The sequence below is a fragment of the Thermohalobaculum sp. genome, assembly GCF_058622915.1.
On the sequence record NZ_JBZSYN010000018.1, the window covers coordinates 1 to 25,092 of the forward strand.

24 protein-coding genes and 1 other RNA gene are annotated in these 25,092 nt (G+C 71.9%); 12 read left to right on the plus strand and 13 right to left on the minus strand.

Features of this window, described 5'->3' with window-relative positions:
* Positions 1–106: 106 nt before the first annotated feature.
* The 6 genes from AC32QD_RS01235 to AC32QD_RS01260 form a co-directional block, all read right to left on the minus strand.
* Positions 107–1,822, minus strand: coding sequence for a peptidoglycan D,D-transpeptidase FtsI family protein (locus tag AC32QD_RS01235; protein WP_492008660.1), 1,716 nt, complete (start codon positions 1,820–1,822; stop codon positions 107–109).
* Positions 1,819–2,277, minus strand: coding sequence for a cell division protein FtsL (ftsL, locus tag AC32QD_RS01240; protein WP_492008661.1), 459 nt, complete (start codon positions 2,275–2,277; stop codon positions 1,819–1,821). The genes AC32QD_RS01235 and ftsL overlap by 4 nt, the downstream gene beginning before the upstream one ends.
* Positions 2,274–3,290, minus strand: coding sequence for a 16S rRNA (cytosine(1402)-N(4))-methyltransferase RsmH (gene rsmH / locus AC32QD_RS01245; RefSeq protein WP_492008662.1), 1,017 nt, complete (start codon positions 3,288–3,290; stop codon positions 2,274–2,276). The genes ftsL and rsmH overlap by 4 nt, the downstream gene beginning before the upstream one ends.
* Before the next feature lie 13 nt (positions 3,291–3,303).
* Positions 3,304–3,768 carry a division/cell wall cluster transcriptional repressor MraZ gene (locus tag AC32QD_RS01250; protein WP_492008663.1) on the minus strand — a complete coding sequence of 155 codons (465 nt, stop codon included), beginning with the start codon at positions 3,766–3,768 and terminating at the stop codon, positions 3,304–3,306.
* Positions 3,769–4,227: 459 nt separating this feature from the next.
* Positions 4,228–4,625, minus strand: an RNA gene (gene rnpB, locus AC32QD_RS01255) — RNase P RNA component class A.
* Positions 4,626–4,657: 32 nt separating this feature from the next.
* On the minus strand, positions 4,658–5,413 hold the full coding sequence (locus AC32QD_RS01260) for an N-acetylmuramoyl-L-alanine amidase (RefSeq protein WP_492008664.1): 756 nt from the start codon (positions 5,411–5,413) through the stop codon (positions 4,658–4,660).
* A 167-nt stretch (positions 5,414–5,580) separates the two neighbouring features.
* Here AC32QD_RS01260 and AC32QD_RS01265 point away from each other — a divergent pair, with 167 nt between their 5' ends.
* Positions 5,581–6,984: a polysaccharide biosynthesis/export family protein gene (locus tag AC32QD_RS01265; protein ID WP_492008665.1), complete on the plus strand. Its 1,404-nt coding sequence runs from the start codon at positions 5,581–5,583 to the stop codon at positions 6,982–6,984.
* 171 nt (positions 6,985–7,155) lie between these two features.
* Here the strand turns inward: AC32QD_RS01265 and AC32QD_RS01270 are convergent, their stop codons facing one another.
* The gene (locus tag AC32QD_RS01270; RefSeq protein ID WP_492008666.1) at positions 7,156–7,950 is read right to left on the minus strand and encodes a metallophosphoesterase; all 795 of its coding nucleotides are present in this window, start codon (positions 7,948–7,950) and stop codon (positions 7,156–7,158) included.
* 934 nt (positions 7,951–8,884) lie between these two features.
* Here AC32QD_RS01270 and AC32QD_RS01275 point away from each other — a divergent pair.
* Positions 8,885–9,562 (plus strand): sugar transferase, encoded by a 678-nt coding sequence (locus AC32QD_RS01275; RefSeq protein WP_492008667.1) that lies wholly within the window; start codon positions 8,885–8,887, stop codon positions 9,560–9,562.
* Positions 9,563–9,883: 321 nt separating this feature from the next.
* Here the strand turns inward: AC32QD_RS01275 and panC are convergent, their stop codons facing one another.
* The 3 genes from panC to AC32QD_RS01290 all read right to left on the minus strand — a co-directional run bounded on the left by panC (position 9,884) and on the right by AC32QD_RS01290 (position 12,851).
* On the minus strand, positions 9,884–10,738 hold the full coding sequence (gene panC / locus AC32QD_RS01280) for a pantoate--beta-alanine ligase (RefSeq protein WP_492008668.1): 855 nt from the start codon (positions 10,736–10,738) through the stop codon (positions 9,884–9,886).
* Between the two features lie 72 nt (positions 10,739–10,810).
* Positions 10,811–11,881, minus strand: coding sequence for a ferrochelatase (gene hemH / locus AC32QD_RS01285; RefSeq protein ID WP_492008669.1), 1,071 nt, complete (start codon positions 11,879–11,881; stop codon positions 10,811–10,813).
* 67 nt (positions 11,882–11,948) lie between these two features.
* Positions 11,949–12,851, minus strand: coding sequence for a methyltransferase domain-containing protein (locus AC32QD_RS01290; RefSeq protein WP_492008670.1), 903 nt, complete (start codon positions 12,849–12,851; stop codon positions 11,949–11,951).
* Between the two features lie 65 nt (positions 12,852–12,916).
* Here AC32QD_RS01290 and AC32QD_RS01295 point away from each other — a divergent pair, with 65 nt between their 5' ends.
* The 4 genes from AC32QD_RS01295 (at position 12,917) to AC32QD_RS01310 (ending at position 15,329) form a co-directional block, all read left to right on the plus strand.
* Complete coding sequence (locus tag AC32QD_RS01295) at positions 12,917–13,732, plus strand: double zinc ribbon domain-containing protein (RefSeq protein WP_492008671.1); 816 nt, start codon at positions 12,917–12,919, stop codon at positions 13,730–13,732.
* A gap of 37 nt (positions 13,733–13,769) precedes the next feature.
* Complete coding sequence (gene grxC / locus AC32QD_RS01300) at positions 13,770–14,027, plus strand: glutaredoxin 3 (RefSeq protein ID WP_492008672.1); 258 nt, start codon at positions 13,770–13,772, stop codon at positions 14,025–14,027.
* A 4-nt stretch (positions 14,028–14,031) separates the two neighbouring features.
* A complete protein-coding gene (locus tag AC32QD_RS01305) occupies positions 14,032–14,874 on the plus strand; it encodes a carbon-nitrogen hydrolase family protein (protein WP_492008673.1) in 843 nt (280 codons plus the stop codon).
* A 71-nt stretch (positions 14,875–14,945) separates the two neighbouring features.
* Entirely contained in the window at positions 14,946–15,329 is a 384-nt protein-coding gene (locus AC32QD_RS01310) for a hypothetical protein (RefSeq protein WP_492008674.1), read from the plus strand.
* Between the two features lie 28 nt (positions 15,330–15,357).
* Here AC32QD_RS01310 and AC32QD_RS01315 read toward each other — a convergent pair whose 3' ends face one another.
* Both AC32QD_RS01315 and AC32QD_RS01320 read right to left on the minus strand, forming a co-directional pair.
* On the minus strand, positions 15,358–16,722 hold the full coding sequence (locus AC32QD_RS01315) for an FAD-binding oxidoreductase (protein WP_492008709.1): 1,365 nt from the start codon (positions 16,720–16,722) through the stop codon (positions 15,358–15,360).
* Between the two features lie 78 nt (positions 16,723–16,800).
* Entirely contained in the window at positions 16,801–17,763 is a 963-nt protein-coding gene (locus AC32QD_RS01320; protein WP_492008675.1) for an L-threonylcarbamoyladenylate synthase, read from the minus strand.
* Positions 17,764–17,870: 107 nt separating this feature from the next.
* Here AC32QD_RS01320 and AC32QD_RS01325 point away from each other — a divergent pair, with 107 nt between their 5' ends.
* The 6 genes from AC32QD_RS01325 to AC32QD_RS01350 all read left to right on the plus strand — a co-directional run bounded on the left by AC32QD_RS01325 (position 17,871) and on the right by AC32QD_RS01350 (position 24,069).
* Positions 17,871–19,616, plus strand: coding sequence for an acyl-CoA dehydrogenase family protein (locus AC32QD_RS01325; RefSeq protein WP_492008676.1), 1,746 nt, complete (start codon positions 17,871–17,873; stop codon positions 19,614–19,616).
* Entirely contained in the window at positions 19,613–20,674 is a 1,062-nt protein-coding gene (locus tag AC32QD_RS01330) for an MBL fold metallo-hydrolase (protein ID WP_492008677.1), read from the plus strand. Before AC32QD_RS01325 ends, AC32QD_RS01330 begins: the two co-directional genes overlap by 4 nt.
* Positions 20,675–20,838: 164 nt before the next feature.
* Positions 20,839–20,973, plus strand: coding sequence for an aa3-type cytochrome c oxidase subunit IV (locus tag AC32QD_RS01335; protein WP_492008678.1), 135 nt, complete (start codon positions 20,839–20,841; stop codon positions 20,971–20,973).
* A gap of 97 nt (positions 20,974–21,070) precedes the next feature.
* On the plus strand, positions 21,071–22,207 hold the full coding sequence (locus AC32QD_RS01340; protein ID WP_492008679.1) for a Re/Si-specific NAD(P)(+) transhydrogenase subunit alpha: 1,137 nt from the start codon (positions 21,071–21,073) through the stop codon (positions 22,205–22,207).
* Between the two features lie 4 nt (positions 22,208–22,211).
* The gene (locus AC32QD_RS01345; RefSeq protein WP_492008680.1) at positions 22,212–22,661 is read left to right on the plus strand and encodes a proton-translocating transhydrogenase family protein; all 450 of its coding nucleotides are present in this window, start codon (positions 22,212–22,214) and stop codon (positions 22,659–22,661) included.
* A gap of 13 nt (positions 22,662–22,674) precedes the next feature.
* Positions 22,675–24,069, plus strand: a complete 1,395-nt coding sequence (locus tag AC32QD_RS01350; protein ID WP_492008681.1) for an NAD(P)(+) transhydrogenase (Re/Si-specific) subunit beta — start codon at positions 22,675–22,677, stop codon at positions 24,067–24,069.
* Positions 24,070–24,238: 169 nt separating this feature from the next.
* Here the strand turns inward: AC32QD_RS01350 and AC32QD_RS01355 are convergent, their stop codons facing one another.
* Complete coding sequence (locus tag AC32QD_RS01355; protein WP_492008682.1) at positions 24,239–25,003, minus strand: metallophosphoesterase; 765 nt, start codon at positions 25,001–25,003, stop codon at positions 24,239–24,241.
* Positions 25,004–25,092: the final 89 nt, after the last annotated feature.

The window sequence follows — 25,092 nt, forward strand, 5'->3', positions numbered from 1 at the left end:
GCCCGGCGAGGCCGAGGCCGGCGAGCGTGCGGGGGGGCGCAGGGGCGGGCGCGGGGGCGGGCGTGGGGGCGGGCGTGGGGGCGCGCGGCGCGGTCATCGCGCGGTCCTAGCGGCTGGCGGTGGTGACCGCGGAGGCGCCGTCGGGCGTGTCCGCGGGCCGCGGCCACAGCCCCAGGAGCGGGGCGATGCGCTTGATCGCATCCGCGGTGACCGGCACCGCGGTGCGGCTGGCCTCGCGCGAGATGAACTTGCCGGAGTGGTCCGTCGGCTCGTCGAGCGAGATCACCAGCACGTATTTCGGATCGGAGGTCGGGAACACCGAGGCGAAGGTGGAGATCACCTTGTCGTTGTAGTAGCCGCCGGTCGGGCGGACCTTGTCGGCGGTGCCGGTCTTGCCGCCGACATCGTAGCCGGCGACGTCTGTGCGCCGCCCGGTGCCGCGGGTCACCACCTGGCGGATGATCTGCATCACCTCGCGCGAGGTCTGGGCCGAGAAGATCTGTTTGCCCGGGGGGTGCCCGCCCTTGACCAAAGTCGGCTTCACCTGTCGCCCGCCATCGGCGATGGTGGCGTAGGCGGCGGCCAGATGCACCGGGGAGACGGCCAGGCCGTGTCCGAAGGCGATGGTCATCGTCGAGAGGTCCGTCCACTTGGGCGGCAGCAGCGGCGCCGCGCGCCGGGCCTCGGCCAGCTCCAGCGGGAGCGGGTCGAACATGCCCAGGCGCTTGAGATAATCCTTGAAGCGAGGCGTGCCAACCCTGAGCGCGAGCCGCGCCGCGCCGACATTGGAGGAGTGCACGACCACGTCGGTGAGCGTCATCTTGGGCGGCATGTGGTGAATGTCGGTGATGCGGAAGTGCCCCCAGGGCAGCGGCTCGCCGGTCCGGATCATGGTGTCGGGCGTGGCCACGCCGGTCTGGAGCGCGATCGCGATGGTCAGCACCTTGAAGGTCGAGCCCAGCTCGTAGCGGCCCTGCACCGCGCGGTCGAAGCGCGGGCTGAGCTGGGCCGGCCCGGCGAAGGGCGCGGGCTCGGCGTTCGGGTCGAAATCGGGCAGCGAGACCAGGGCGAGGAGCTCGCCCGTGTGCACGTTCATCAGGACGCCGGCCCCGCCCTTGGCGGTGTAGCGCGTGACGCCGGCGGCGAGCACGTCGCGCAGCGCTGCCTGCACGCTCAGGTCGATCGAGAGCGCCAGCGGCTGGCCGACCCGCGCGGGGTCGCGCAGGCGCTTGTCGAAATAGCCCTCGACGCCGCCCGCGCCGACCAGCTCGGCATAGTGCACCCCCTCGGCGGCGGCGCGCACGCCGCCGACGATGTGCGAGACCACGCGCCCGGGCGGATAGATGCGCATCACGCGCGAGCCGAACTTGAGCCCCGGGTCGCCGAGGTCGAGCACCTGCTGGCGCTCGGCCGGGGTGATCGGGCGGCGCACCCACACGAAGTTGGCGTCGCGGCTGAGCAGCGCCTGCAGCCCCTGCTCGCTCATGTCGGGGAAGATCGCCGCGAGCCCCTTCGCCACCCGGGCGGGGTCCTTGATGTCGTGCGGATGGGCATAGAGCGAGAAGGCCGGCAGGTTGGCGGCGATCAGGCGTCCGTTGCGGTCGGTGATCTCGCCGCGCACGGGAATCTCGACGCTGCTGTGGGTGAGGCTCGGCTCGGCCGGGTCGTCGAGCGCGATCACCCCCATGCGCACCGCCACCGCGGCATAGCACAGGAACACCGACAGCATGACGACGACGAGCCGCCAGTCGTCGCGCGGACGCGTCGCCGCGCGGACCCGGCCCGGCGCGAGGGCGCGGGACGGGGCCGCGGCGTCGCTCACTGGGGCCTCCAGCCCGCGGGACGCTGCGCCGGCGGCGCGGGGGCGACGGCTGCCTGCGCAAGCTCGGAGAGCACCAGCGGCGGCTCGGGGCCTGCCTGGGCCAGCGGCCCGGCGGGCGCGGGCGCGCCGGCCGCGGGCGCTGCGGGTGGCGGCGGTGCCGGTGGCGGCGGCGGCGGATAGGGAATCGCGGCGAGGTCGCCGAAATGATCCGGGGTCATCGGCACCAGGTCGAGCCGGTCATTGTTCATGGCGACCAGGCGCTCCAGCCGGTCCGGGGCGTTGAGATAGGCCCACTCGACGCGCAGCACCTCCACCGCGTCGCGCTCGTCGGCGATCTGGCCGCGCAGGTGATCGACCCGGGCGAGCGCCTTTTTGGTCTGGTAGTTCACGTTGTAGGTCCAGGCGGCCGCGACGACGACGGCGAGCATGGACAGGGCGAAGCCGAGCCGGCTCATGGCCGGTCCCCCAGGCCGAGCGCCGCGGCCACCGGCGCGCGCGGCAGGCCGAGACGGGCGGGCTCGATGGCGGCGGCCGGCGCCGCCGTGCGCACCGCGGCGCGCAGCCGGGCCGAGCGGGCGCGCGGGTTGCGCTCGAGCTCGGCCGCGCCCGGGGTGGCGCTGGCCGGGCGGACATAGCGCGGCGGCGGCGGCGCGGCGCGCCGGGGCGCGTGGCGCGAGCCCTGCCCCTCGCGGCCGCAGGCGATGCGCAGGTACCGCTTGACGATGCGGTCCTCGAGCGAGTGGAAGGTGACCACCACCAGCCGCCCCTCGGGCGCCAGCACGGCCTCGGCGGCGGCCAGCGCGGCAACGAGCTGGCCGAGCTCGTCGTTCACCGCGATGCGCAGTGCCTGGAAGGTGCGGGTCGCGGGGTGGACCTGGCCCGGTTTGGGGCGTGGGAGACAGTGGGAGACGATCCCGGCGAGCTCGGCGGTGGTGGTGATCGGCCCCCGCGCGCGGGCCGCGACCACGGTGCGGGCGATACGGCGCGCGGCACGCTCCTCGCCAAGCTGGAACAGGATGTCGGCGAGCTCGCGCTCGCCGGCGCGGTTGACGAGGTCGGCGGCCGAGGTGCCGGAGCGCGACATGCGCATGTCGAGCGGCCCCTCGTGCTGGAAGGAGAAGCCGCGGCCGGCCCGGTCGAGCTGCATCGAGGAGACGCCGAGGTCGAGCACGACGCCGTCGACCGGCCCGCGCGCATGGGCCTGGGCGATGCGGTCGAGCTCGGCGAAGACCCCCTCGACCAGAACCAGCCTGCCCGGATGGGCCTCGGCCAGCGCGCGGCCCGCCGCCACCGCGTCGGGGTCGCGGTCGATGCCGATCACCTGCGCGGCGCCGCGCTCGAGCAGGGCGCGGGCATAGCCCCCGGCGCCGAAGGTGGCGTCGACGAACACCCCGCCCCGGATCGGCTCGAGCGCCGCGAGCACCTCCGCCAGGAGGACCGGGACATGATGCGGCGCCTCCGCGTTCATGGCTGCGGCGTCCTCATCCGTGCAGCTTTCGCGGCCGGAACCGCTTGGCGACCTCGATGCTGCCGTCGCGGATGCCCGCCTCGAAGACGTCACGGCGGCCCGGCTGCCACAGCTGGAACTCCGACATGTGGCCGACGAAGCGCACCTCGTCGGAGACGCCGATCTGCTCGCGCAGGTCCCTGGACAGCACGATGCGGCCGGCCTCGTCCACCGGGATCTGGCGCGCGTTGGTGACGTAGCGCAACGCCATCGCCTCCTGCTCCTCCCAGCTGAGATCCTGCTCCTCGAGCTGGTCGACGAGCGCCTGGTAGCCGGTCTGAGAGAAGCCGGTATGGGCGTCGGGATGGTTCATCTGCGGCAGGATGAAGACATGGGTCGAGCCCAGCGCCTCGAGCACCTTGCGGAACTCGGCGGGGAGCGAGACGCGACCCTTCGCGTCCACCCTGTGCGTCGCGCTGCCGGTGAAGTACTTCAGCACGGTCCCACGCCACCCCCGTCACCTGCCCCGGCCCGGTCCCCGGCCGCACCTGGCGGCGGTCCGGGCCCCCGAACGTGAAAGGGCGGACCGGGCTCAATGCCTGACAGTCCGCCCTCTGTCCCTCAGTCCGGCTCGACCCTGCCTTTGGTCTGGTTGTCGTCCGCCGCCCTTGTCACGTCCGTGTGTGTGTCAGGGGCGCCCGCCGATGCCTGTATGAAACTGCCTCGATCTCGTTTTGCGTTCCGGCGGGCGCCTCGGAATCATGTATACACACCATTTTCTACCACTTCAAGGATTTTTTCTTCCACTTTATCCCACTTTATGGTTTACTCACTTTTGCCTGCAGTGCAACTCCCTCTCTGCAGGCTTGCGTACACAGCACAGGTTCCACGTCCCACGGAACCGATCGGCCGGGCGGGCTCGTCCCCCCGGCCGTCTTTTCCTTTGGGCGTGTCGAGAAGCGGCGGATGGCCTGTAAGCCGGGTTCTGTCCCCCGCGCCCCCGATTGCCCGGAGTGCGGGGGGATGGCCATTCATCTGGGACCGCGGTCGCCCGCGGCCTCGTGCGGTCCACCCGGACATCGGGCCGGAGGCGGCCCCGGGCCTGAGCCCTGATGTCCCTATCTGACCTTGCTCCCGGTGGGGCTTGCCGTGCCGCCCCCGTCGCCGGGGGCGCGGTGGGCTCTTACCCCACCGTTTCACCCTTGCCGGGGCAAGCCCCGGCGGACTGTTCTCTGTGGCGCTTTCCCTGGGGTTCGGGTCGCCCCTTCCCCCGCCGGGCGTTACCCGGCACCGTGCCTCCGTGGAGCCCGGACTTTCCTCGCGCCCGTTGGGACGCGCGGCCATCCGGCCATCCGCCGCCCCTCAGGTACGCGTGGCGGCCGCACCGGTCAAGAGCGGCAGGGCCAGCGCGCGGCGAGCCGCTCGAGATGCGCGACGCCGGCGGCGAAGGGCGCGGCGCCCGCGCGTGCCGGCCAGAAGCGGGCGAGATAGGCCTGCCACACCGCCAGCGTGGCCGCATCCCAGTTGCCACCTTCCGGCGCGCCATAGCCGAAGCGCCGCGCCGCCGCCTGGAAGCGGGCGGCTTCGTCCGGCCCGCCGTCCGGGTCTGCCTCCTGGCCTGCCTCCTGGCCTGCCACCTGGCCTGCCTCCGGGTCGAGCCACACGGCGAGGCCGCGGCGCGCCAGGCGGCGCCAGTCGAGCTTCTCGCCGGGGTCGCGCTTGCGCCCCGGCGCGACGCAGGCATGGCCGACCACGCGCTCGGGCGCGATGGCGCGGCGGGCGAGAATGTCCGCAAGCAGCGCCTCGAGCCCCGCGATCTGCGGCTCCGGATAGGGCGGGTAGCCGAGCTCGTGGCCGGGATTGACGATCTCGATGCCGATCGAGCGCGAGTTGACGTCCGTGACGCCGCCCCAGCGCGCCGCGCCGGCGTGCCAGGCGCGCATCTGCTCGTCCACCATCATCAGGACGCGCCCGTCGAGCGCGACCACGTAATGGCTGCTGACCTCGCTCGCGGGATCCGCCAGCCGCGCCAGGGCCGCGTCCATGTCCGCCATGCCGGTGTAGTGCAGCACCACCATGTCGGGCACCGCGCCGCGCCGGCGCGGGCCGAAATTCGGCGAGGGATAGCTCTCGGGCCTGTGCATGCGCGGATTCCGGACGTGACCTTATGGGAACATAGCGCGGCCCAGTGCCCCCGATGAAGCCCAGGTGAGAAACTTCGCGCTTAACCGGCGCGGAGGCGGGTGCTAAGAGAGCGGCGGGGCCGGCGGCAATTCCTCGCCGGACCTGCGGGGAGAGAGGGGATCAGCGCATGAGACGGACTTCAATGACGGTTGCGGCGCTTCTGGCACTGGGGGGCTGCGGCGTGGTCTACACCTCGCCAGTGGTGCATAACGGGCTGCCGTACGGAGCGTCCTACGGGACCGACTACCATGTCCGCGTGGTCAAGCTGACACAGGAAACCGCGGCCGCCGCCAACCTCGAGCCCTACGTGCCGCCGCGCCTGCCCCCGGCGTTCCGGCCCGATGCCGCGGTCAAGGCCGCGGAGCTGGGCCTGCATGTGCCGAAGTTGCCGCCCCTTCCCGGCAATACGGCGCAGCGCGTGGCGCGGCCCGAGATCCGGCACGGCGAGCTGCCGCCGGCGGCCCCGTCCGGCCCCTATCATATCGGGATCGGCGATGTGCTGACGCTGGCCATCCGCCAGACGGTGACGAGCGTCGATCAGCTGCCCGGCCTGATCCAGGCCCAGGCCAACCGTCAGGGCTATACCGTGCAAGACGACGGCGCCATCGCCATTCCCGACGCCGGGCGCGTGCACGTCGCCGGGCTGAGCATGCAGGATGCCGAGGCGGCCGTGTTCCAGGCCCTCGTCGCGGCGAACATCGAGCCGGCCTTCTCGCTCGAAATCTCGGAATTCAAGTCACAGCAGGTCTCCGTCGGCGGCCTCGTCAACAAGCCGACGGTGGAGCCGATCACGCTCAAGCCGCTGCATCTGGACGAGGCGATCGAACTGGCCGGGGGACTCGCGACGCCGAACCCGGACACCAGCACCATCCAGATCTTCCGCAACGGCAAGATCTACGAGTTCCCCGTCGACCGCTACACGAGCGATCCCAAGGCGCGCAACATCCGGCTGGTCGATGGCGACAGCGTCTTCGTCGGCAACCCCTATCGCGAGACCGAGGCGCAGCGCTATTTCGATGAGCAGATCAAGCTGCGCGAGGAGACCACCCGCTCGACCGACTATGCCATCTCGATCGAGCAGCTCAAGGAGGCGCGCCAGGCGAACGATCTGCAGCGCCTGAGCGACGAGCGTTTGGCCTTCAAGGACCGGGTCGAGCTCGGCGCCGTCGACCGTCCCTATGCCTACCGGGCCGGCGAGGTCGCCGAGCCGGGCCGCTTCGCCCTGCCCTTCGAGCGCACCGCCAACCTCGCCGACGTGCTGTTCGACAAGGGCGGCATCAAGATCCAGACGGGTGACTACGGCCAGATCTACGTGCTGCGCAGGGCGACGGCGCCCGGGAAGTTCGGCGGCGTCACCGCCTATCACCTCAACGCCGGCAACGCCGTGAATCTGGCGGTCGCGACACAGTTCCAGATTCACCCGAACGACGTGGTGTTCGTCAGCGAGCAGCCGATCACCAGCTGGAACCGGATCCTCAGCCAGATCGTGCCGCAGATCTTCTTCCAGGCCACCACGCTGAGCGGGGCCTGACGCGCGGACCGCGTGACCGGAGCGCCGCCCGCCCGGGGCGACGCTCCGCCCCGGGCCGTCCCACCTGGGCGGCCCGACCTGGGCGGCCCGACCTGGGCGGTCCGACCCGGGCGGTCCGACCCGGGCGGCCCAAGCTCGGCGCGGTGCGCCCGTCGCACCGGCGCGACGGCCTCAGCTGTCGCCGAGCTCGCTGCCCGGCTCGGTCGCGAGGAAGGTCACGTCGCCATCGACGATCCGCGCGGCCGTCAGGCGACCCGAGAAATAGGCACCGGTATCGAGCGAGATGCGCCCGCGCTCGGCGCTCGGCTGGTCGACCACGATATGGCCGTGCACGACCCAGATGCCGTCCTGGCGGTCCGTCGCGAGGAAGCGCTCGGAGCCCCACAGCAGGGTCTGCGTCTCCTGCTCCCCGGCGGGGGCCGCCGGATCGGCGCCGGCATGGGTGAAGAGAACGTTTCCGACCCGGTGGCTGAGCCGGAGCGCCCGGAGAAAGTCGAGATGCGGACCCAGCGCCCGGCTCAGCTCCGCACGCACCCGCAGCGCCTCGAGCGAGTCGCGCAGGCCCGGCGAAGCGGCGACGCCGTAGCTCACGAGCGTCTGCAGGCCGCCGAAGCGCAGCCAGCGCTCTCCCGCAGCGGGATCGTCGAGGAAGCGAAGCAGCATCTGCTCGTGGTTGCCCATGAGAAACACCGGCTCGGCGTCGCGCCGCGCCGCGAAATCGACGAGAAGATCAAGCGTCTGCCGCACCCCTTCGCCGCGATCGATGTAGTCGCCGAGAAAGACAATCCGCGGCGCCCCCGCCGACGGGCCGGCGTCGCTGCGGATCTGCTCGAGCAGCTGTTCGAGCAGGTCGTAGCGACCGTGGATATCGCCGACCGCGTAGACGACGTCACCGCCGGTCTCGACCGGCGCCGTGAACGGCTCGGGCGCAGGACCTCCCCGGAGCCGGCGAATGAAGTTCAGCACGTCTCGCTCCCGCAGCTGGTCACTCGCGCCCTGTCCCTTCTTGACGGGGCGCCTGCCTGGCACAGTCCCGCGCCTGCCGTCGCGCCGGCCACCGCACGGCACCTCGGATATTCATCTCGTCCTTGGAACGCAAGGTGCGACCGCGCCCCGGTGGCCACGGCCGCGATTCCCCCGCCGGCATTCCCCGCCCTGGCCGCGCTTTCCCGCCCGGGGCGAATCTTTTCGAATCGCCGCACTTGAAGAAATGCGCGAATCGCGCTGGCCGGCCGGACGGATCGCGTCTCGCAGAGGCCGACGGCCGGGAGCCACGGCCGCGCCGGGCAGACCGCGCCCCCGCGACGCAGCCCCGCAACGCAGCCCCGCGAGTGACGGCCGGACACCGGCGCCCGCAGGGCGTTGCCCGCCCTGGGCGCTGGCTCTTTCAGCACCGAGCGGGGCCTCCCGACCGAAGAAAGTGAAACGAAAAATTAACCAATGTCGGCAGACATTTGTATCGAAAATGTTAACTTTCCTATTCATAAAGCGGCGGCAAACTCGCTGCGTCTCCTTTGCCCGCCCGGGCACCGCAAAGGTGGGCAGGGCGCGGCCACCCACAGGGGCACCCACGGGGGCACCCACGGCGGCACACAGGGGGGCGCACAGGGGGGCGCCCGGCACGTCCGGACCGGCCGCCTCAGGTCGCAGTGTCGCAGTATTTTGAAATTGCTAAGACTTGGATCAATTCTATGATAGGTTGCGTAAATATAAAACAATCGGGCAGTGATGGTCGTCTGGCCCACATCGCACAGGGCGTTGTGGGGCGTAGCGAAGTGGGAGAACGGCGCGTCACGCATGCGATTCTCTAGTACGATGGGAAGCTGTTCGCTTTCATGGGACCGATGCGTTTGCCGACCCCGGGGTTTGTCGCGTTGCCGAGTAGTGGGACGATAGAAAAATGAACAAGCGGCTCCATCGACTTGATGTCGATTTCGTGATCGGTCCCAGCGCCCAGCCGGGTATCCTGGAAGTGAGCCCGCCAGGATCCAGGGCCTTCGCCGCAGCGAAACGCGTGTTCGACATTCTGGTCTCGATTGCGGCGCTGCCCGTGGTTGCCGTCGCGGCCCTCGCCCTTCTCATCGCGAACCCGATCTGGAACCCCGGCAGCCTGTTCTTCGTGCAGACGCGCATGGGGTTCGGCTGTCGTGCGTTCCGCGCCATCAAGTTCCGCACGATGCGGCCGATCGGGCGCATCTCGCGCGGGCCGGACGACCCGCTCGAGGCTGACCGGATCACCCCCCTGGGCCAGTTCCTGCGGCGCAGCCGGATCGACGAGTTGCCGCAATTCCTCAACGTCCTGGCCGGCCACATGAGCGTGGTCGGGCCGCGTCCCGATTACTGGGAACATGCCATCCATTACGTCGACACGATCCCCGGCTACCGCCAGCGCCACCGCGTGCTGCCCGGCATTACCGGACTCGCGCAGGTCGACGGCGGCTATGCCGAGGGCGTCGACGCGACGAGCGCCAAGACCCGGCTGGATCTCGAATACATCTCCGCGACTGGCCTGCGCATGGAGAGCTACGTGCTGTGGCGCACGATCCACGTGGTCTGCACGGGGTTCGGCGCGCGCTGACGGCTCGCCGGCGGCGCGCGCGCCGCCCAGCATCCCATCGGCGACAGGATTTCCGCGTGCCGGAAAGGTCCACGTCAATCCGCCACGGGTTCTCCCGTTTCGAATTTCACGGACGGCGAACGCCTGCCCTGCCGACCCGGGGCCCGGCCGCGGTGCATGGGTCTGCCGAAGCGGTCCGGCGGATCGTTGCGTGAATCGCCGCCCCGCCCCCTGGCGCCGCCACTGGCTCGCGCGGCCGCGCCGACGCCGGACCTGCCTGCTAGGCCGGGCGCGCCTGGGCCCGGATCGGCCGGGGCCACGGGCCGGCCTCAGGGGCCCGCCTCAGGGGCCGGGCGCGACCGGCACGTTGTCGATGAGACGGGCGCGCCCGATCCGGGCGGCGGCGAACAGGCGGGCCGGGCGGGCCGGGTCGTAGCGCTCGACCGCGGCGAGCGTCTCGGCCGCGCGGCACTCGACATAGTCGACCGAAGCGAAGCCGGCCGCCAGCAGGGCCTCGACGGCGGCGGCCGCCTCCCGGCCCGCCGCGGCGCCGCCCGCGATGCGCCCGGCGGCGGCGAACAGCACCTTGTTCAGCGCCCCCGCCGCGGCGCGCTCGGCCGGCCCCAGATAGCGGTTGCGCGAGGACATGGCGAGCCCGTCGGCCTCGCGCACGATCGGCGCGCCGACGATCTCGGTGGCGATGTCGAGGTCGCGGCCCAGCCGGCGGATCACCACCAGCTGCTGCCAGTCCTTCTCGCCGAACACCGCCACATCGGCCTGCGCCTGGTTGAGCAGCTTGGTCACCACCAGCGCCACGCCCTCGAAATGGCCCGGGCGCAGCGGGCCACACAGGACCTCGGTGAGCCGCTCGACCTGCACCTTCGTGGCGAAGCCGTCGGGATACATCTCCCCGACGGTGGGGGCAAACAGCAGGCCGCAGCCGGCGCCTGCGAGCATCTGCGCATCGTGCGACTCCTCGCGCGGATAGGCGGCGAGGTCCTCGTTCGGGCCGAACTGGGTGGGGTTGACGAACAGGCTGGCGACCGCCCGGTCCGCTCGGGCCAAACCGATGCGCACGAGCTCGAGATGCCCCTCGTGCAGGGCCCCCATGGTCGGCACCAGGGCGACCCGCTCGCCGGCGCCGCGCCAGTCGCGGACGCGGGCGCGCAGCTCGGCAACGGTGCGGACGGTCTCCATGCTGGCGATCCTGTCTGGCGCGGGCGACCCGGCCTTCCTACACGGCTGAGCCGCGGCGGGAAAGCCGCCCCGTCACAGCCAGCCGGCCGCCTCGCGCGCGACCAGCGCCTCGATCAGGTCGATATGGGCCTCGTCGTCGTTGAGGCACGGGATGTAGGTGAAGGCCTCGCCGCCGGCGTCGAGGAAGCTCTCGCGGATCTGCTCGCGGATCTCCTCCAGCGTCTCGACGCAATCGGACGAGAAGGCCGGGGCCATCACCGCGATGCGCTTGCGGCCGGCCCGGGCCAGGCGCGCCACCTCCTCGACCGTGTAGGGCTTGAGCCACTCCTCCGGGCCGAAGCGGGACTGGAAGGTCACCACCAGCTCGTCCTCGCCCATGCCCAGACGCTCGCGCAGCAGCCGCGAGGTCTTGCGGCACTGGCAGTGGTAGGGGTCGCCCTCGGCGAGATAGCGCTCGGGCAGGCCGTGATAGGAGGTCACCAGGACGTCCGGCCGCTGGTCTAGTCCCTTATAGGCACGCTCGACCGAGGCGGCGAGCGCCTCGATGTAGAGCGGGTGATCGTAATAGGCCGGGACGGTGCGGATCGCGGGCTGCCACTTCAGGCGCATCAGCGTGCGGAAGGCGTGATCGTTGGCCGTCGCGGTGGTCGCGGCGGCGTATTGCGGATAGAGCGGCAGGAACAGGATCCGCTCGCAGCCCTGGCGCTGCAGTCGCCGGATGGCCGCATCGGTCGAGGGATTGCCGTAGCGCATGCAGAAATCGACCACCACGCGCGCGCCGTGCTTGGCCTTGAGCCGCTGGCGCAGCCTGCTCGCCTGGCTGCGCGTGATGGTGAGCAGCGGGCTTTCGTCCTCGGCCTCGTTCCAGATGCTGCGATAGGCCGCGCCCGAGGAGAACGGGCGCTTGGTCAGCACCATGAGCTGCAGGATCGGCTGCCACAGCCAGGGCGCATAGTCGATCACCCGCCGGTCCGACAGGAACTCGCCGAGATAGCGGCGCATCGACCAGTAGTCGGTGCCGTCGGGCGTGCCGAGATTGGAGATCAGCACGCCCACCTTCGCGGGCGCGATCGCGGGATGATCGGCCGGCGCGTGCGCCAGCCTGCCCCGGCCCGGCCGGTCCATTCCGGTGCGGTCCAGCATGGTGGGTCCCCCTCCTGTCGCCGTCGGGGCAGATATCGCCGGGCGCCCGGTTTTCAATGGGCCGGCGTCATTTGCCCGCCTTGACCCCGGTGCCGATCTCGCGGGTGCCCAGCGCATCGGCGAGCCGGGCCGTGGCCGAGCCCGGGCGCAGCGGCTTGGGCTGGTCCGGGCCCGGGGCCCAGCCGGTCAGGAACACGATCTCGAAGGTGGCCCGGACGCGCCCCTCGGGCGTGCCGTAATGCTCGGCGTAGATCTCGCAGGCGCGCATCAGCGTGGCGCGGCGCATCGGCTGGCGGCGGCGCTCATTGAGGACGTTGGTCTCGCCCATGGCGCGCAGCTCGCGCATCAGGTGGAGCGGCGTCGCGTAAGAGACCGCCAGCTTTTCCGAGTCGGCCACCGGCATGGCATAGCCGGCGCGCTGCAAAAGCCCGCCCAGATCGCGGATCTCGGCCATCGGCGCCACGCGCGGGCTGAGCCCGCCCTCGACCTCGGCCTCGGCCTCGGCGAGGCTGGCGCGCAGCTCGAAAAGCGTCTGGCCGCCGAACAGCGCCGCCAGCATCAGCCCGTCGGGCTTGAGCGCCAGGCGCATCTGCACGAGCTGGCCCACCGGGTCGTTCATGGCGTGCAGCACAAGCGTCGAGACGACGAGGTCGTGCGCGCCTGCCTCGAGCGGCAGCACCTCGCTGGCCAGCACCTCGGCCCCCGCCGCGCGGGCCATCGCCGGCGAGGGGTCGAGCTGGACCAGCGCGGCCGCCTCGCGGCCGAGCGCCGCGGCCACGGCGCCCGCCCCGGTGCCGATCAGGGCGACGCGGGTGAAGTCGCGCCTGACTTCGCCCAGCCGCTCGGCGATCAGCGCCGCGACCTCGCGGTGCAGGAAATCGGCGCCGCCGGCGAAGCCGAGCCGCATGGCGCGGTCGCGCCGCCGGCCGAGCGCGGCAAAGTCGAAAAGGGTCGGGCGCTGTTCATGCATTCTTTACGCCTCTTGCCCCCGCATATAACGACCGTTGCCGCAATGCACGAGGGGGCGCGGCCAGAATGGCACTGACAACCCCGCCGATCCGGGGCCTGTGGCCCCAGGGGCGCGCGCTCATGGGCGCGCTGACCGACGCCTTGTACCCGCCGGCCTGCCCGGCCTGCCAGGGCGAGACCGCGTCTGCGGTGAGCCTGTGTGCCGAGTGCTGGTCGGACGTGGCCTTCCTGTCGGGGCGCGGCTGCTCGGCCTGCGGACGCGACCTGGCCGGCCTCGCCGAGGCGGAGCCGGGCTTTCTGTGCGACCCCTGCCGGGGGCACCCGCCGGCCTGGGACCGGGGCGCGGCCGTGTTCGCCTATGAGGGGGCGGGGCGGCGGCTGGTGCTGGCGCTCAAGCACGGCGACCGGCTCGACACGCTGCCGATGCTGGGCGGCTGGATGGCGCGTGCGGCGCGGGGGCTCGTCGCCGAGGCCGACCTGGTGGTGCCGGTGCCGATGCACTGGACGCGGCGGCTCCGGCGCCGATTCAACCAGTCCGAGGAGCTGGCCCGCGCGCTCTGCCGCGCCGCCGGGCGGCCACGGATCCTCGCGCCGCGGCTGCTGCGGCGGCGCCGCCGCACCGCGAGCCAGGACGGGCGCGACCGCGCCGGGCGGGCCGAGAACGTCCGCGATGCAATCGCGCTTTCGCCCGGCGCGGCGGCGCGCCTCACGGGGCGCCGCGTGCTGCTGGTCGACGACGTGCTGACCACCGGCGCCACCTTCGGCGCCTGCGCCCAGGCCTGCCGCGAAGGGGGCGCGGCGGGGATTGACATCCTGGCGCTCGCCCTTGTCAGCTTCGACGAGGCGCCCTATCTGCGCAGCGCCGAGGGGGCCGGCATTTGAGCGCCGGCCGGGACAAGCCGCCGGAGCCAGCCGCCGGATGCACACGGTCGAGATCTACACCACGCCGATCTGCGGCTATTGCCGCATGGCCAGGCAGCTGCTCGGCCGCAAGGGCATCGACTTCACCGAGATCGACGTCTCGGCCGACCCTGCGCTGCGCGCCGAAATGGCCGCGCGTGCCGGGGGCCGCCGCACCGTGCCACAGATCTTCGTCGGACCGACCCATCTGGGCGGCTGCGACGAGCTCTATGCGCTGGAGCGCGCAGGCCGGCTCGACCCGCTCCTGAACGGGTGAGGCCATGGAACTACTGCGCGCCGCCCTGGTCCAGCTCAACGCCTCCGACGACCCACAGGCGAATCTCGTCGATACCGAGCGGCTGGTGCGAGAGGCCGCGGCGGGCGGCGCCGGGCTGGTCCTGACCCCGGAGATCACCAACATGGTCTCGGCCAGCCGCGCGATGCAGGAGGAGCGCCTGGCGCCCGAGGCCGAGGACATCACGCTGGCGCGTCTCACGGATGTGGCCGCCGAGCTGGGCGTATGGCTCTCGCTCGGCTCGCTGGCGCTCAGGACCGGCGACCCGGACGGGCGCTTCGCCAACCGCTCGTTCCTGATCGGCCCCGACGGCGCGATCCGCGCCCGCTACGACAAGATCCACATGTTCGATGTCGATCTGGGCGGCGAGGAGAGCTACCGCGAGTCGAACGGCTACCGGCCCGGCGCGCGCGCCGTGCCCGCCGACTCGCCCTGGGGACGGATCGGCCTGTCGGTCTGCTACGACATGCGGTTCCCCGCGCTCTACCGCGCCCTGGTCGAGGCCGGCGCGGTGATCCTCACCGTTCCCTCGGCCTTCACCGTGCCCACGGGCCGGGCGCACTGGGAGGTGCTCTTGCGCGCCCGCGCCATCGAGACCGGCTGCTTCGTGCTCGCCGCCGCGCAGTGGGGCCGCCACCGCGCCAGCCGGGGCCGCGCGCGCGAGACCTACGGGCACTCGCTCGCCGTCGACCCCTGGGGCCGGGTTCTGGCCGATGCCGGCGAGGGCACGGGCGTGACCCAGGTCACAATCGATCTCGACAGTGTTACCGAGATTCGGGCAAGGATCCCGAGCCTCGGAAACGCCCGGAACTTCTCCCCGCCCCAGTGAGTTCTACATTTCGGCCTAGGCCTCAAGGCCAAGCCGTCGCGCTGACGGCAGCAATTGAGGAGGAAAGCACGATGAAGACGACAGTCACCGTATTGGCCGCCGCCGCGCTGGCAGTCATGGCAGGCTTGCCCGCGCAGGCGAACAGCAGTGCAGTCTGCTCCGGCGTCGGCATTCAAGGGCGCGCCGCAGCGAAGAGCATCCCCTACACGCTGAAGCTGGTCTATGCCGCACCCAACGGACACTATCTGGGCGCGGTAAAGACCCAGATCAGCGGCAAGGGCGGCGAGATGGTCAACCTCACCTGCCCCGGGCCCTGGGTCCTGGCGAACCTGCCTGCGGGTCACTACAAGGTCACCGCGACCTTCGCTGGCAAGTCCGAGACCCGCAGCGTGACGGTCTCCGGCAAGGGACAGCGGCAGCAGGAGTTCATCTTCACGCCGTCGACGGCGTCCTGAGCCCATCGAGCGCGACCTTCGGCGGCGCTTATCCCGAGATGACGGCGCCCGGGTTGAGGATGCCGTTGGGGTCGAGCGCCGCCTTCACCGCGTGCATCGCGGCGAGCTTGGCCGGATCGCCATAGCGGGCCAGCTCGTCCGCCTTCATGCGCCCGATGCCGTGCTCGGCGCTGATCGAGCCGCCGAGGCCATCGACGAGGTCGTGCACCGAGCGCCGCACCCGTCCGCCGAGGGCGCGGCAGTCGATGGCCCGGCGCCCCTCGGGCGGGAACACGTTGTAGTGCAGGTTGCCGTCGCCGAGATGGCCGAAGCAGTTGATGCGCAGGGCCGGGTCGATCGCGGCGACCGCTTGGCCGGCCTCGGCGATGAAGCGCGGGATCGCGCTCAAGGGCAGCGAGATGTCGTGCGAGGCGATCGAGCCGACGCGCCGGTTGGCCTCGGGCAGGGCCTCGCGCAGCCACCACATTTGCGCCCGCTGGCCGTCGCTGGCCGCCACCGCGCCGTCGTTGGCAAGACCGGCCTCGACCACGGCGCCGAGCGCCGCCTCGACCCGATCGGGCAGGCCGCCGCCGGCCGGCCCCGCGGCCTCGATCAGCACGCGCCAGGCAGGTGAGCCGGCCAGCGGGTCGGGCTTCTCCGGATGGAACTCGGCCAGCCAGGCGATGCCCTGGCCGCTGATCAGCTCGAAGGCCGAGAGCGCGTCGTCGAGCCGCGCGCGCAGGTGCTCGAACAGCGTCAGCGCCGCCGCCGGAGAGGGCACCGCCAGCATCGCCGTCACCGTCTCGCGCGGCAGCGCGAACAGCTTGAGCGCCGCGGCGGTGATCACGCCCAGCGTGCCCTCCGAGCCGATCAGCAGGCTCTTCAGGTCATAGCCGGTGTTGTCCTTGCGCAAGGGCCTCAGGCCCGAAAGCACCGAGCCGTCGGCCAGCACCGCCTCGATGCCGAGGCAAAGCTCGCGCGCATTGCCATAGCGCAGCACCTGCACGCCCCCGGCATTGGTGGCGAGGTTGCCCCCGATCCGGCACGAGCCCTCGGCGGCGAGCGAGAGCGGGAAGAGCCGGCCCGCGCGCGCGGCCGCGGCCTGGAGGTCGGCCAGCACCACCCCGGCCTCGGCGACGATCGCACCGTCCTCGGGCAGGACGGCGCGGACCCGGTTCATGCGCTCGAGCGAGAGCACCACCGGGCGCGGGCCGTCGGGCGCCACCTGCCCCCCCACCAGCCCGGTGCCGCCGCCGTAGGGCACGATCCCGATCCGCTCGCGGTTGCACAGCCCGACGATGGCGGCCGTCTGCGGCGTCGTCGCCGGCCGCAGGATCGTCGCGGCGCGGCCGCGCAGCAGCCCGCGCGGCTCGACCAGATAGGGCGCGGCCGCGTCCGAGGCCGGGTCGATCACGCCACCCGCGCCCACGCAGGCAGCCAGCGCGGCAAGCTGCTCGGCGGAGGGATCGGTCAGGCTGCTCATCCGCCTGACCTAGCGCGGCGCCGCGGCCCGCGCCAGCCGGTCGTTGATGGCCAGCCCAAGCCCGCGGCGGGGAACCGGCGCGACCGCGATGCATCCCGCCCCGCCGAGCCGCGAATCGAGCGCGCGCAGATGGGCGAACAGGTTCGCCGCCGCCTCGGTCAGGTCGCCGCCGGGAGAGAGGTTGAGCGCCGGGCCGACCACGCCCGCGGGATCGGGCCCGAAGCCGAGCCAGGCTTCGCCGGATCCGGGGCCTCTTGCGTCCAGCCGCAGCCGGGCGCGGGGGGCGTAGTGGCTGGCGAGCTGGCCCGGCGCGGTAATGGCGCCGCCCGCGGCGCTCGCCACCGGGCCGCCCAGCGTGCGCTCGACATCCTCGAGCGGCAGGCCGCCCGGGCGCAGCAGCACCGGGCGCGCGCCATCGAAGCCAATGATCGTGGACTCGAGCCCGACCGCACACGGCCCGCCGTCGAGCACCGCGGCGATGCGCCCGCCCAGCGCCTCGATCACATGCGCCGCCGTGGTCGGGCTGACCTCGCCCGAGGGATTGGCCGAGGGCCCGGCAATCGGACCGGCGAAGGCGGCGAGCAGTCTGTGCATCAGCGGGTGCGCGGGAACCCGCACGGCAAGCGTGGGCAGCCCGGCGCTGGCCAGCTCGGCGATCGGGCAGTTGGCCCGGCGCGGCGCGACCAGCGTCAGCGGCCCCGGCCAGAACGCTTGCGCCAGCCGCCGCGCCGGGGGGGCAAGCTCGATCAGCGTCTGCGCCGCCGCGAGGTCTGCGACATGCACGATCAGCGGGTTGAAGCGCGGCCGCCCCTTGGCGGCGAAGATCCCCGCCACGGCCCGGCCGGACCTGGCATCGGCGCCCAGCCCGTAGACCGTCTCGGTCGGGAAGGCGACCAGGCGGCCCGCGCGCAAGAACTCGGCGGCACGGGCGAGGCCGGCCGCGTCCGGGGCGAGGATCTCGGTCGTGTGCACGCTTGCCCGCTCTCCCGCATTTGGCCTAACGAAGACGCGGCCCACATGAGTCGCAGACCCGCTTACCCTGCCGCGTCGCCGGCAGGCAAGCAGCCGGAGGACGAGAGATGACTTACCGCGCCCCCCTCGCCGAGATGGCGTTCTGCGCCGAGCGGATCGTCGGCCAGGACCGGCTCGCCGCCACCGCGCGCTTCGCCGACGCCAGCGCCGAGACCCGCGCCGCAATCCTCGAGGAGGCGGCAAAGCTGTGCGAGGGGGTGCTGGCCCCCCTGAACCGGCCCGGCGACCTCGAGCCGGCGCGGCTCGAGAATGGCGTGGTGCGCTGCACGCCGGGCTTTGCCGAGGCCTACGCCGCTATCGCCCAAGGGGGCTGGGTCGGCGTGATGGGCGATCCCGAATGGGGCGGCATGGGCCTGCCGCTCTCGATCGCCACCTGCGTCAACGAGATGATGTCCTCGGCCTGCTTCGCGCTGTCGCTCAACCCGATGCTGACGATGGGGGCGATCGAGGCGCTCGAGCGCCACGCCTCGGACGAAATCAAGGCGCGCTACCTGCCCAAGCTGAACGCCGGCACCTGGACCGGCACGATGAACCTGACCGAGCCGCAGGCGGGTTCGGACGTGGGCGCGCTGACCACGCGGGCCGAGCCCAACGGCGACGGCAGCTTCGCCATCACCGGGCAGAAGATCTTCATCACCTGGGGCGACCACGACCTGGCCGAGAACATCTGTCACATGGTGCTCGCGCGGCTGCCGGGCGCGGCGCCGGGGACAAAGGGCATCTCGCTTTTCCTGGTGCCGAAGTTCGTGCCCGACGCCGAGGGCAACCCCGGCCGCGCCAACCGGCTCAAGGCCGTGAGTCTCGAGCACAAGCTCGGCCTGCATGGCTCGCCGACCTGCGTCATGGAATACGACGGCGCCACCGGCTGGCTGATCGGGGCCGAGCACGGCGGCATGGCGGCGATGTTCACCATGATGAACAACGCCCGCCTCGGCGTCGGCGCCGAGGGGCTGGCCATCGCCGAGCGCGCCACCCAGGCCGCGCTGGCCTATGCGCTGGAGCGCCGGCAGGGGCGCAGCGCCGACGGCTCGGCCACCATCGCCGGCCACGCCGACGTGCGGAGGATGCTCCTGACCATGACGACGCTGACCCGGGCGGCGCGGGCCATCTGCTACGACTGCGCGTTCTCGCTCGACATGGCGCGCGCCGCCGGGTCGGAGGAGGAGCGCGAGCTGCACGCCCGCCGCGGCGCCTTCCTCACCCCGATCGCCAAGGCCTTCGGCGCGGATACCGGCATCGAGGTGGCGAACCTCGCCATCCAGGTCCACGGCGGCATGGGCTATATCGAGGAGACCGGCGTCGGCCAGCTGTTCCGCGACACCCGCGTCACGGCGATCTACGAGGGCACCAACGGCATCCAGGCGATGGACCTCGTGGGCCGCAAGCTCTCGGTCGACGCCGGCGCCATGGCCCGCAGCATGGTCGCCGAGATCGCCGCGACCGGGGCGGCTCTGGCCCAGGGCGGAGATCGGCTCGCGCCGCTTGCCGAGGGCGTCATCGCCGCGGCGGAGGCGGCCGAGCGCGCCACCGGCTGGATGCTGGCGGCCACCGAGCAGAACGACCGCAACGCCGGGGCCAGCCCCTATCTGCGCCTGATGGCGCTGGCGCTCGGCGCCCACTACCTGGGGCGCGGGGCCCTGGCGGCGCGCGACACGGCGGAGGCCGGGACGCGGCTGGCCCAGGCGGGTTTCTTCGCCGGGCAGATCGCACCCCAGACAGCGGCGCTGGCACAGGCCGCCACGGCGGGCGCCGCGCCGCTTTACGCGGTTGCGGCCGAGACCCTCGGCGCATGACCGCTGAGCGGCCGATATCCGAGCGCGACGCCGGGCTGAGCTTCCCCTGGCCCGAGCCTCCGGCCCCGGGGGCGGCGTGCGAGGTCGCGCCAGGGGTCTTGTGGGCACGCCTGCCGCTGCCGATGCGGCTCGACCACGTGAATGTCTATCTGCTGGACGACGGCGCGCACTGGACGGCGGTCGACACGGGCCTCGACTGGCCCAAAGCCCGCGCCGCCTGGGAGCGGCTCATCGCCGGTCCGCTCGCCGGCAAGCCGGTCGGGCGCGTGATCCTGACCCACCACCACCCCGACCATATCGGCCTTGCCGGCTGGTTCGCCGAACGCGGCGCCGAGATCTGGGCCACCCGCGTCGCCTGGCTCTACGGTCGCATGCTGACGCTGGACCATCACGAGCGCCCCGGCCCCGAGCACATCGCCTTCCGCCGCCGGGCCGGCATGCCCCGGGACATGCTCGCAGCCTATGCCGCCGAGCGCCCCTTCAACTTCTCCACCTGCGTCGCGCCGATCCCGCTGGGCTTCCACGCCATCGCCGAGGGCGAGCAAATCGACATCGCCGGCCGGCGCTGGACCGTGCGTCTCGGCCACGGCCACGCCCCGGCGCAGGCGACGCTGTGGTCGGGCGACGGGCTGGTGCTGGCCGGCGACCAGGTGCTGCCCGGCATCTCGCCCAACATCAGCGTCTACCCGACCGAGCCCGAGGCCGACCCGCTGGGCGACTGGCTGGAGAGCTGCGCGCGCCTGCGCGCCCATGCGCGACCGGGCGACCTCGCGCTGCCCGGGCACAAGCTGCCGTTCCGTGGCCTTGCCTTCCGGCTGGGCCAGCTCGCCAGCCACCACGAGGCCGCGCTCGACCGGCTGGAGGCGGCGCTCGGCCGGGGGCCGTTGACCGCGGCAGCCTGCTTCCCCAGCCTGTTCACGCGGCCGATCGGCGCCAGCGAGTACGGGCTGGCGCTGGGCGAGGCGGTGGCGCATTTCAACCGGCTTTGCCGCACCGGCCGCGCCCGGCGCGTCGCGGGCCCGGACGAGGCCTGGCTTTACCAATTTCCGGAAAGCTGAACCGCTGACCGGCGGGCCGACGCTGTTGCCAACGCCGCAGCAGGCTGACATACCAGATACCGGATCGCTTGTGGCACGCGGATGCAACGAAGCTGTTTCGCGCAGCACGCGCTTGCGTCTATAACAGCCCGGAACGGCCACGTCAGCGACCGGAGGGGACAGAAATGGCGGAATACAAGCACGGCTCGATGGACATCTCCGAGCACGAGCGCACCTTCCACGGCTTCGTCAAGATGGCCGCCTGGGCGGTCTTCACCATCGCCCTGGTCCTGATCTTCCTCGCCATCGTCGCAACCTGAGCGTGGCCGCCGCGCGGATAGGCGGAACCGGCGGGCCGGCGCCTCGGTCGCATGCGCCGCGGCCTGGCCTGCGCAGCGCCCGGAGCGGAGAGTTCGCATGAAGATTGCAGTGCCCAAGGAGACGCGCGAGCACGAGACGCGCGTTGCCGCCACCCCGGGGACGATCCAGAAGTTCCTCGGCCTCGGCGCCCAGCTGTCCGTGCAGTCCGGTGCCGGCACCGCCGCGCTCATGCCCGACGCCGCCTTCGAGGAAGCCGGCGCCGGCATCGCCAAGGACTTCGCCGCCGCGGTCCGGGACGCGGATGTGGTGCTCAAGGTCCAGCGCCCGACCAAGACCGAGCTGCGCAGCCTGAAGAAGGGCCAGATACTGATCTGCATGATGGCCCCCCATGCGGACCCCGACATCATGCACGCCTGCGCCGAGAAGGGCATCGACGCCTTCGCCATGGAGCTGATGCCGCGCATCAGCCGGGCGCAGTCGATGGACGTGCTGTCGAGCCAAGCCAACCTCGCCGGCTACAAGGCGGTGGTCGAGGCGGCCAATGCCTATGGCCGGGCCTTCCCGCAGATGATGACGGCCGCCGGCACGGTGGCGCCCGCCAAGGTCTTCGTCATGGGCGTCGGCGTCGCCGGGCTGCAGGCCATCGCCACAGCCCGGCGGCTGGGCGCCGTGGTCACCGCCACCGACGTGCGCCCCGACACCGAGGAGCAGGTCAAGTCGCTGGGCGCCAAGTTCGTCGCCGTGAAGAACGAGGAGTTCCAGCAGGCCCAGACCGCCGGCGGCTACGCCAAGGAGATGTCCGAGGACTACAAGCGCCAGCAGGCCGAGCTGATCGCCGGGCATATCGCCAAGCAGGAGGTGGTGGTCACCACGGCGCTGATTCCCGGCCGCAAGGCGCCGGTGCTGCTGACCAGCGAGATGGTCGCGGCGATGAAGAGCGGCGCGGTGATCGTCGACCTCGCCGTCGAGCAGGGCGGCAATGTCGAGGGCGCCGAGCTCGACAAGGTGGTCGAGACCGCCAACGGCGTGAAGATCATCGGCTATCCGAACATGGCCGGCAGGTTGGCGGCCGATGCCTCGTCGCTGTTCGCGCGCAACCTGCTCAACTTCCTCTCGCCCTTCGTCAAGGACGGCGCCCTGGCGCTGAACGACGACGACGAGCTGATCAAGGGCACCCGGCTGACGCGCGACGGCAACGTCGTGCATCCGGGCTTCGCCGCCAAGGAGGACTGACCCGATGTTCGCGTCCGCGATTGTTATGGAGACCTTTCGCGAGGCCGCCGAGCGCGCCGCGCAGGCCGCCGCCGAGTTCGCCCGCATCGCCCAGGAGGCGGCGCATGCCGCGCCCGCCGCAGGCGAGACCGTCGCGCACGGCGCCGCCGCGGCGACCGGCATCGACCCGTTCGTGTTCCGCCTGTCGATCTTCGTGCTGGCGATCTTCGTCGGCTACTACGTGGTCTGGTCGGTGACGCCGGCGCTGCACACCCCGCTGATGTCGGTGACCAACGCGATCTCCTCGGTGATCGTGGTGGGCGCGCTGATTGCGGCGGGCGTGGACACCGGTGCGGGCGCCAGCGCCGCCACGCCCGTCTTCGGCTTCCTCGCCGTGATCCTGGTCTCGGTGAACATCTTCGGCGGCTTCCTGGTCACCGCCCGGATGCTCGCCATGTACAAGCCCAAGCAGTGAGGGGGGCGCACTGATGGCCGATCTCGCCGCCCTGCTCTACCTCGTCTCGGGCATCCTGTTCATCCTGGCGCTGCGCGGGCTGTCGCACCCTGCGACGAGCCGCCAGGGCAACCGCTACGGCATGATCGGCATGGTGATCGCCGTGCTGACCACGCTGGTGGTCGCGGCGCCCCCCACGGGCTGGGGCATCGCCCTGATCGTGATCGGCGGCGCCGCCGGCGGCAGCCTCGGCGCGGTGATCGCCCGGCGCGTGCCGATGACGGCGATGCCGCAGCTCGTTGCCGCCTTCCACTCGTTGGTCGGCCTCGCCGCCGTGATGGTCGCCGCCGCGGCGCTCTATTCGCCCGAGGCCTTCGGCATCGGCGTGCCCGGGGCCATCCATACCGGCTCGATCGTCGAGATGACCATCGGCGTGGCGATCGGCGCGATCACCTTCACCGGCTCGGTGATCGCCTTCGCCAAGCTCGACGGGCGCATGTCCGGCGCGCCGATCCTGCTGCCGGCGAGGCATCTGATGAACCTCGCGCTCGGCACGGGCGTGATCGTCATGATCCTGCTGATGATCGCCACCCAGTGGAGCGGCTGGTTCTGGCTGATCACCCTGGCGGCGCTGGCGCTGGGCGGCCTCTTGATCATCCCGATCGGCGGGGCGGACATGCCGGTGGTGATCTCGATGCTGAACTCCTATTCCGGCTGGGCCGCCGCCGGAATCGGCTTCACCCTGGGCAACACGGCGCTGATCATCACCGGCGCGCTGGTCGGGTCCTCGGGCGCCATCCTCAGCTACATCATGTGCCGCGGCATGAACCGCTCGTTTGCCAGCGTGATCCTGGGCGGCTTCGGCGGCGCCGAGGGGGCGGCGGCGCAGGGCGGCGAGCAGAAGCCGGCCAAGCTGGGCTCGGCCGAGGACGCCGGCTTCCTCATGCAGAACTCCGGCTCGGTGATCATCGTGCCCGGCTACGGCATGGCGGTGGCGCAGGCGCAGCACGCGGTGCACGATCTGGCCGACAAGCTCAAGGGCCACGGCGTCACGGTGAAGTTCGCCATCCACCCGGTCGCGGGGCGCATGCCCGGCCACATGAACGTGCTGCTCGCCGAGGCGCAGGTGCCCTATGACGACGTTTTCGAGCTCGAGGACATCAACGCCGAGTTCGGGCAAACCGACGTGGTCTATGTGATCGGCGCCAACGACGTGACCAACCCGATCGCCAAGACCGACCCGAACTCGCCCATCGCCGGCATGCCGGTGCTGGACGTGGAGAAGGCGAAGACCGTGCTGTTCGTCAAGCGCTCGCTGGGCGCGGGCTATGCCGGCATCGACAACCCACTGTTCTACATGGACCGCACCATGATGCTGCTGGGCGACGCCAAGAAGATGACCGAGGACATCGTCAAGGCGATCGAGTGAGGCGCCGCCGCGCCGGCTCCAACCGGGGGGCACGACGAAGGGCCTCGCGTCCATTTCTGTAGAACTGTTTTATATCAACGAGTTAGGCAGCGTCCAAATGTGGACACCGTCTGCTGCCGGCGCTGCAGGCCCCTGAAGGCCGGCCCGACCGGCCTGCCGCGCCCGGCCGTCAGGGCTGGCCCAGCGGCACCGGCCCGTCCGGCGCCAGCAGCGCCCGTTCCCGGCCCTCGAGCACCAGGCAGCTCAGCGTGCCGCCATAGACCGCGCCGGTGTCGATGCCGATCCGGTTCGGCTGCACGTCGACCGCCCGCACCGGCGTGTGGCCGTGCACGATCACCGCGCCGTGGTCGGCGCGCGAGGCCAGGAACGGGTCGCGGATCCAGATCAGATCGTGGGGCGACTGGCGCTCGAGCGGCACGCCCGGATGCACCCCGGCATGCACGAAGGCATAGTCGCCCAGCCGCCGCATCGCCGCGAGGCCGGAGAGGAAATCGGCCAGGCCCGGCATGGCCACGAGGATCTGGTCGCGCACCTTGCGGCGCGCCGCTCCGTCCGGATGCCAGGCTAGCAGCGACGGATCGACCTCGAACGAGCGCAGCGTCGCGTCGCCGCCATTCATCATCCACAGGTCGAAATCGGCACCCTCCGGGTCCTCGACGAAGTCGAGCAGGAACTGGTCGTGGTTGCCGAGAAGACAGTCGGCCCGCCCGCCGCGGGCGAAATCCATCAGCAGCGAGAGCGCCCGGGCCGACTCGGGCCCGCGGTCGATGTAGTCGCCCAGATGGACGACTCGCCAGTCATCCGCGGGCCGGCGCGCCAGATCGCCAGCGACCGCAATGTGCATCGCGGCCAGCATGCCGGCCATGCCATGCACGTCGCCGATGGCGTAGATCCTCAGCCCCGGCGGGGCGCTGGCCTGGGGCAGCATCACCATTCTGCCCTCCTGAAAAGTTCAACCCCCGCAACGCGGTTGCGGGGGTCGCGCATGATGCGTCCTGGCGCAATGCCGCGGACACTGTCGGC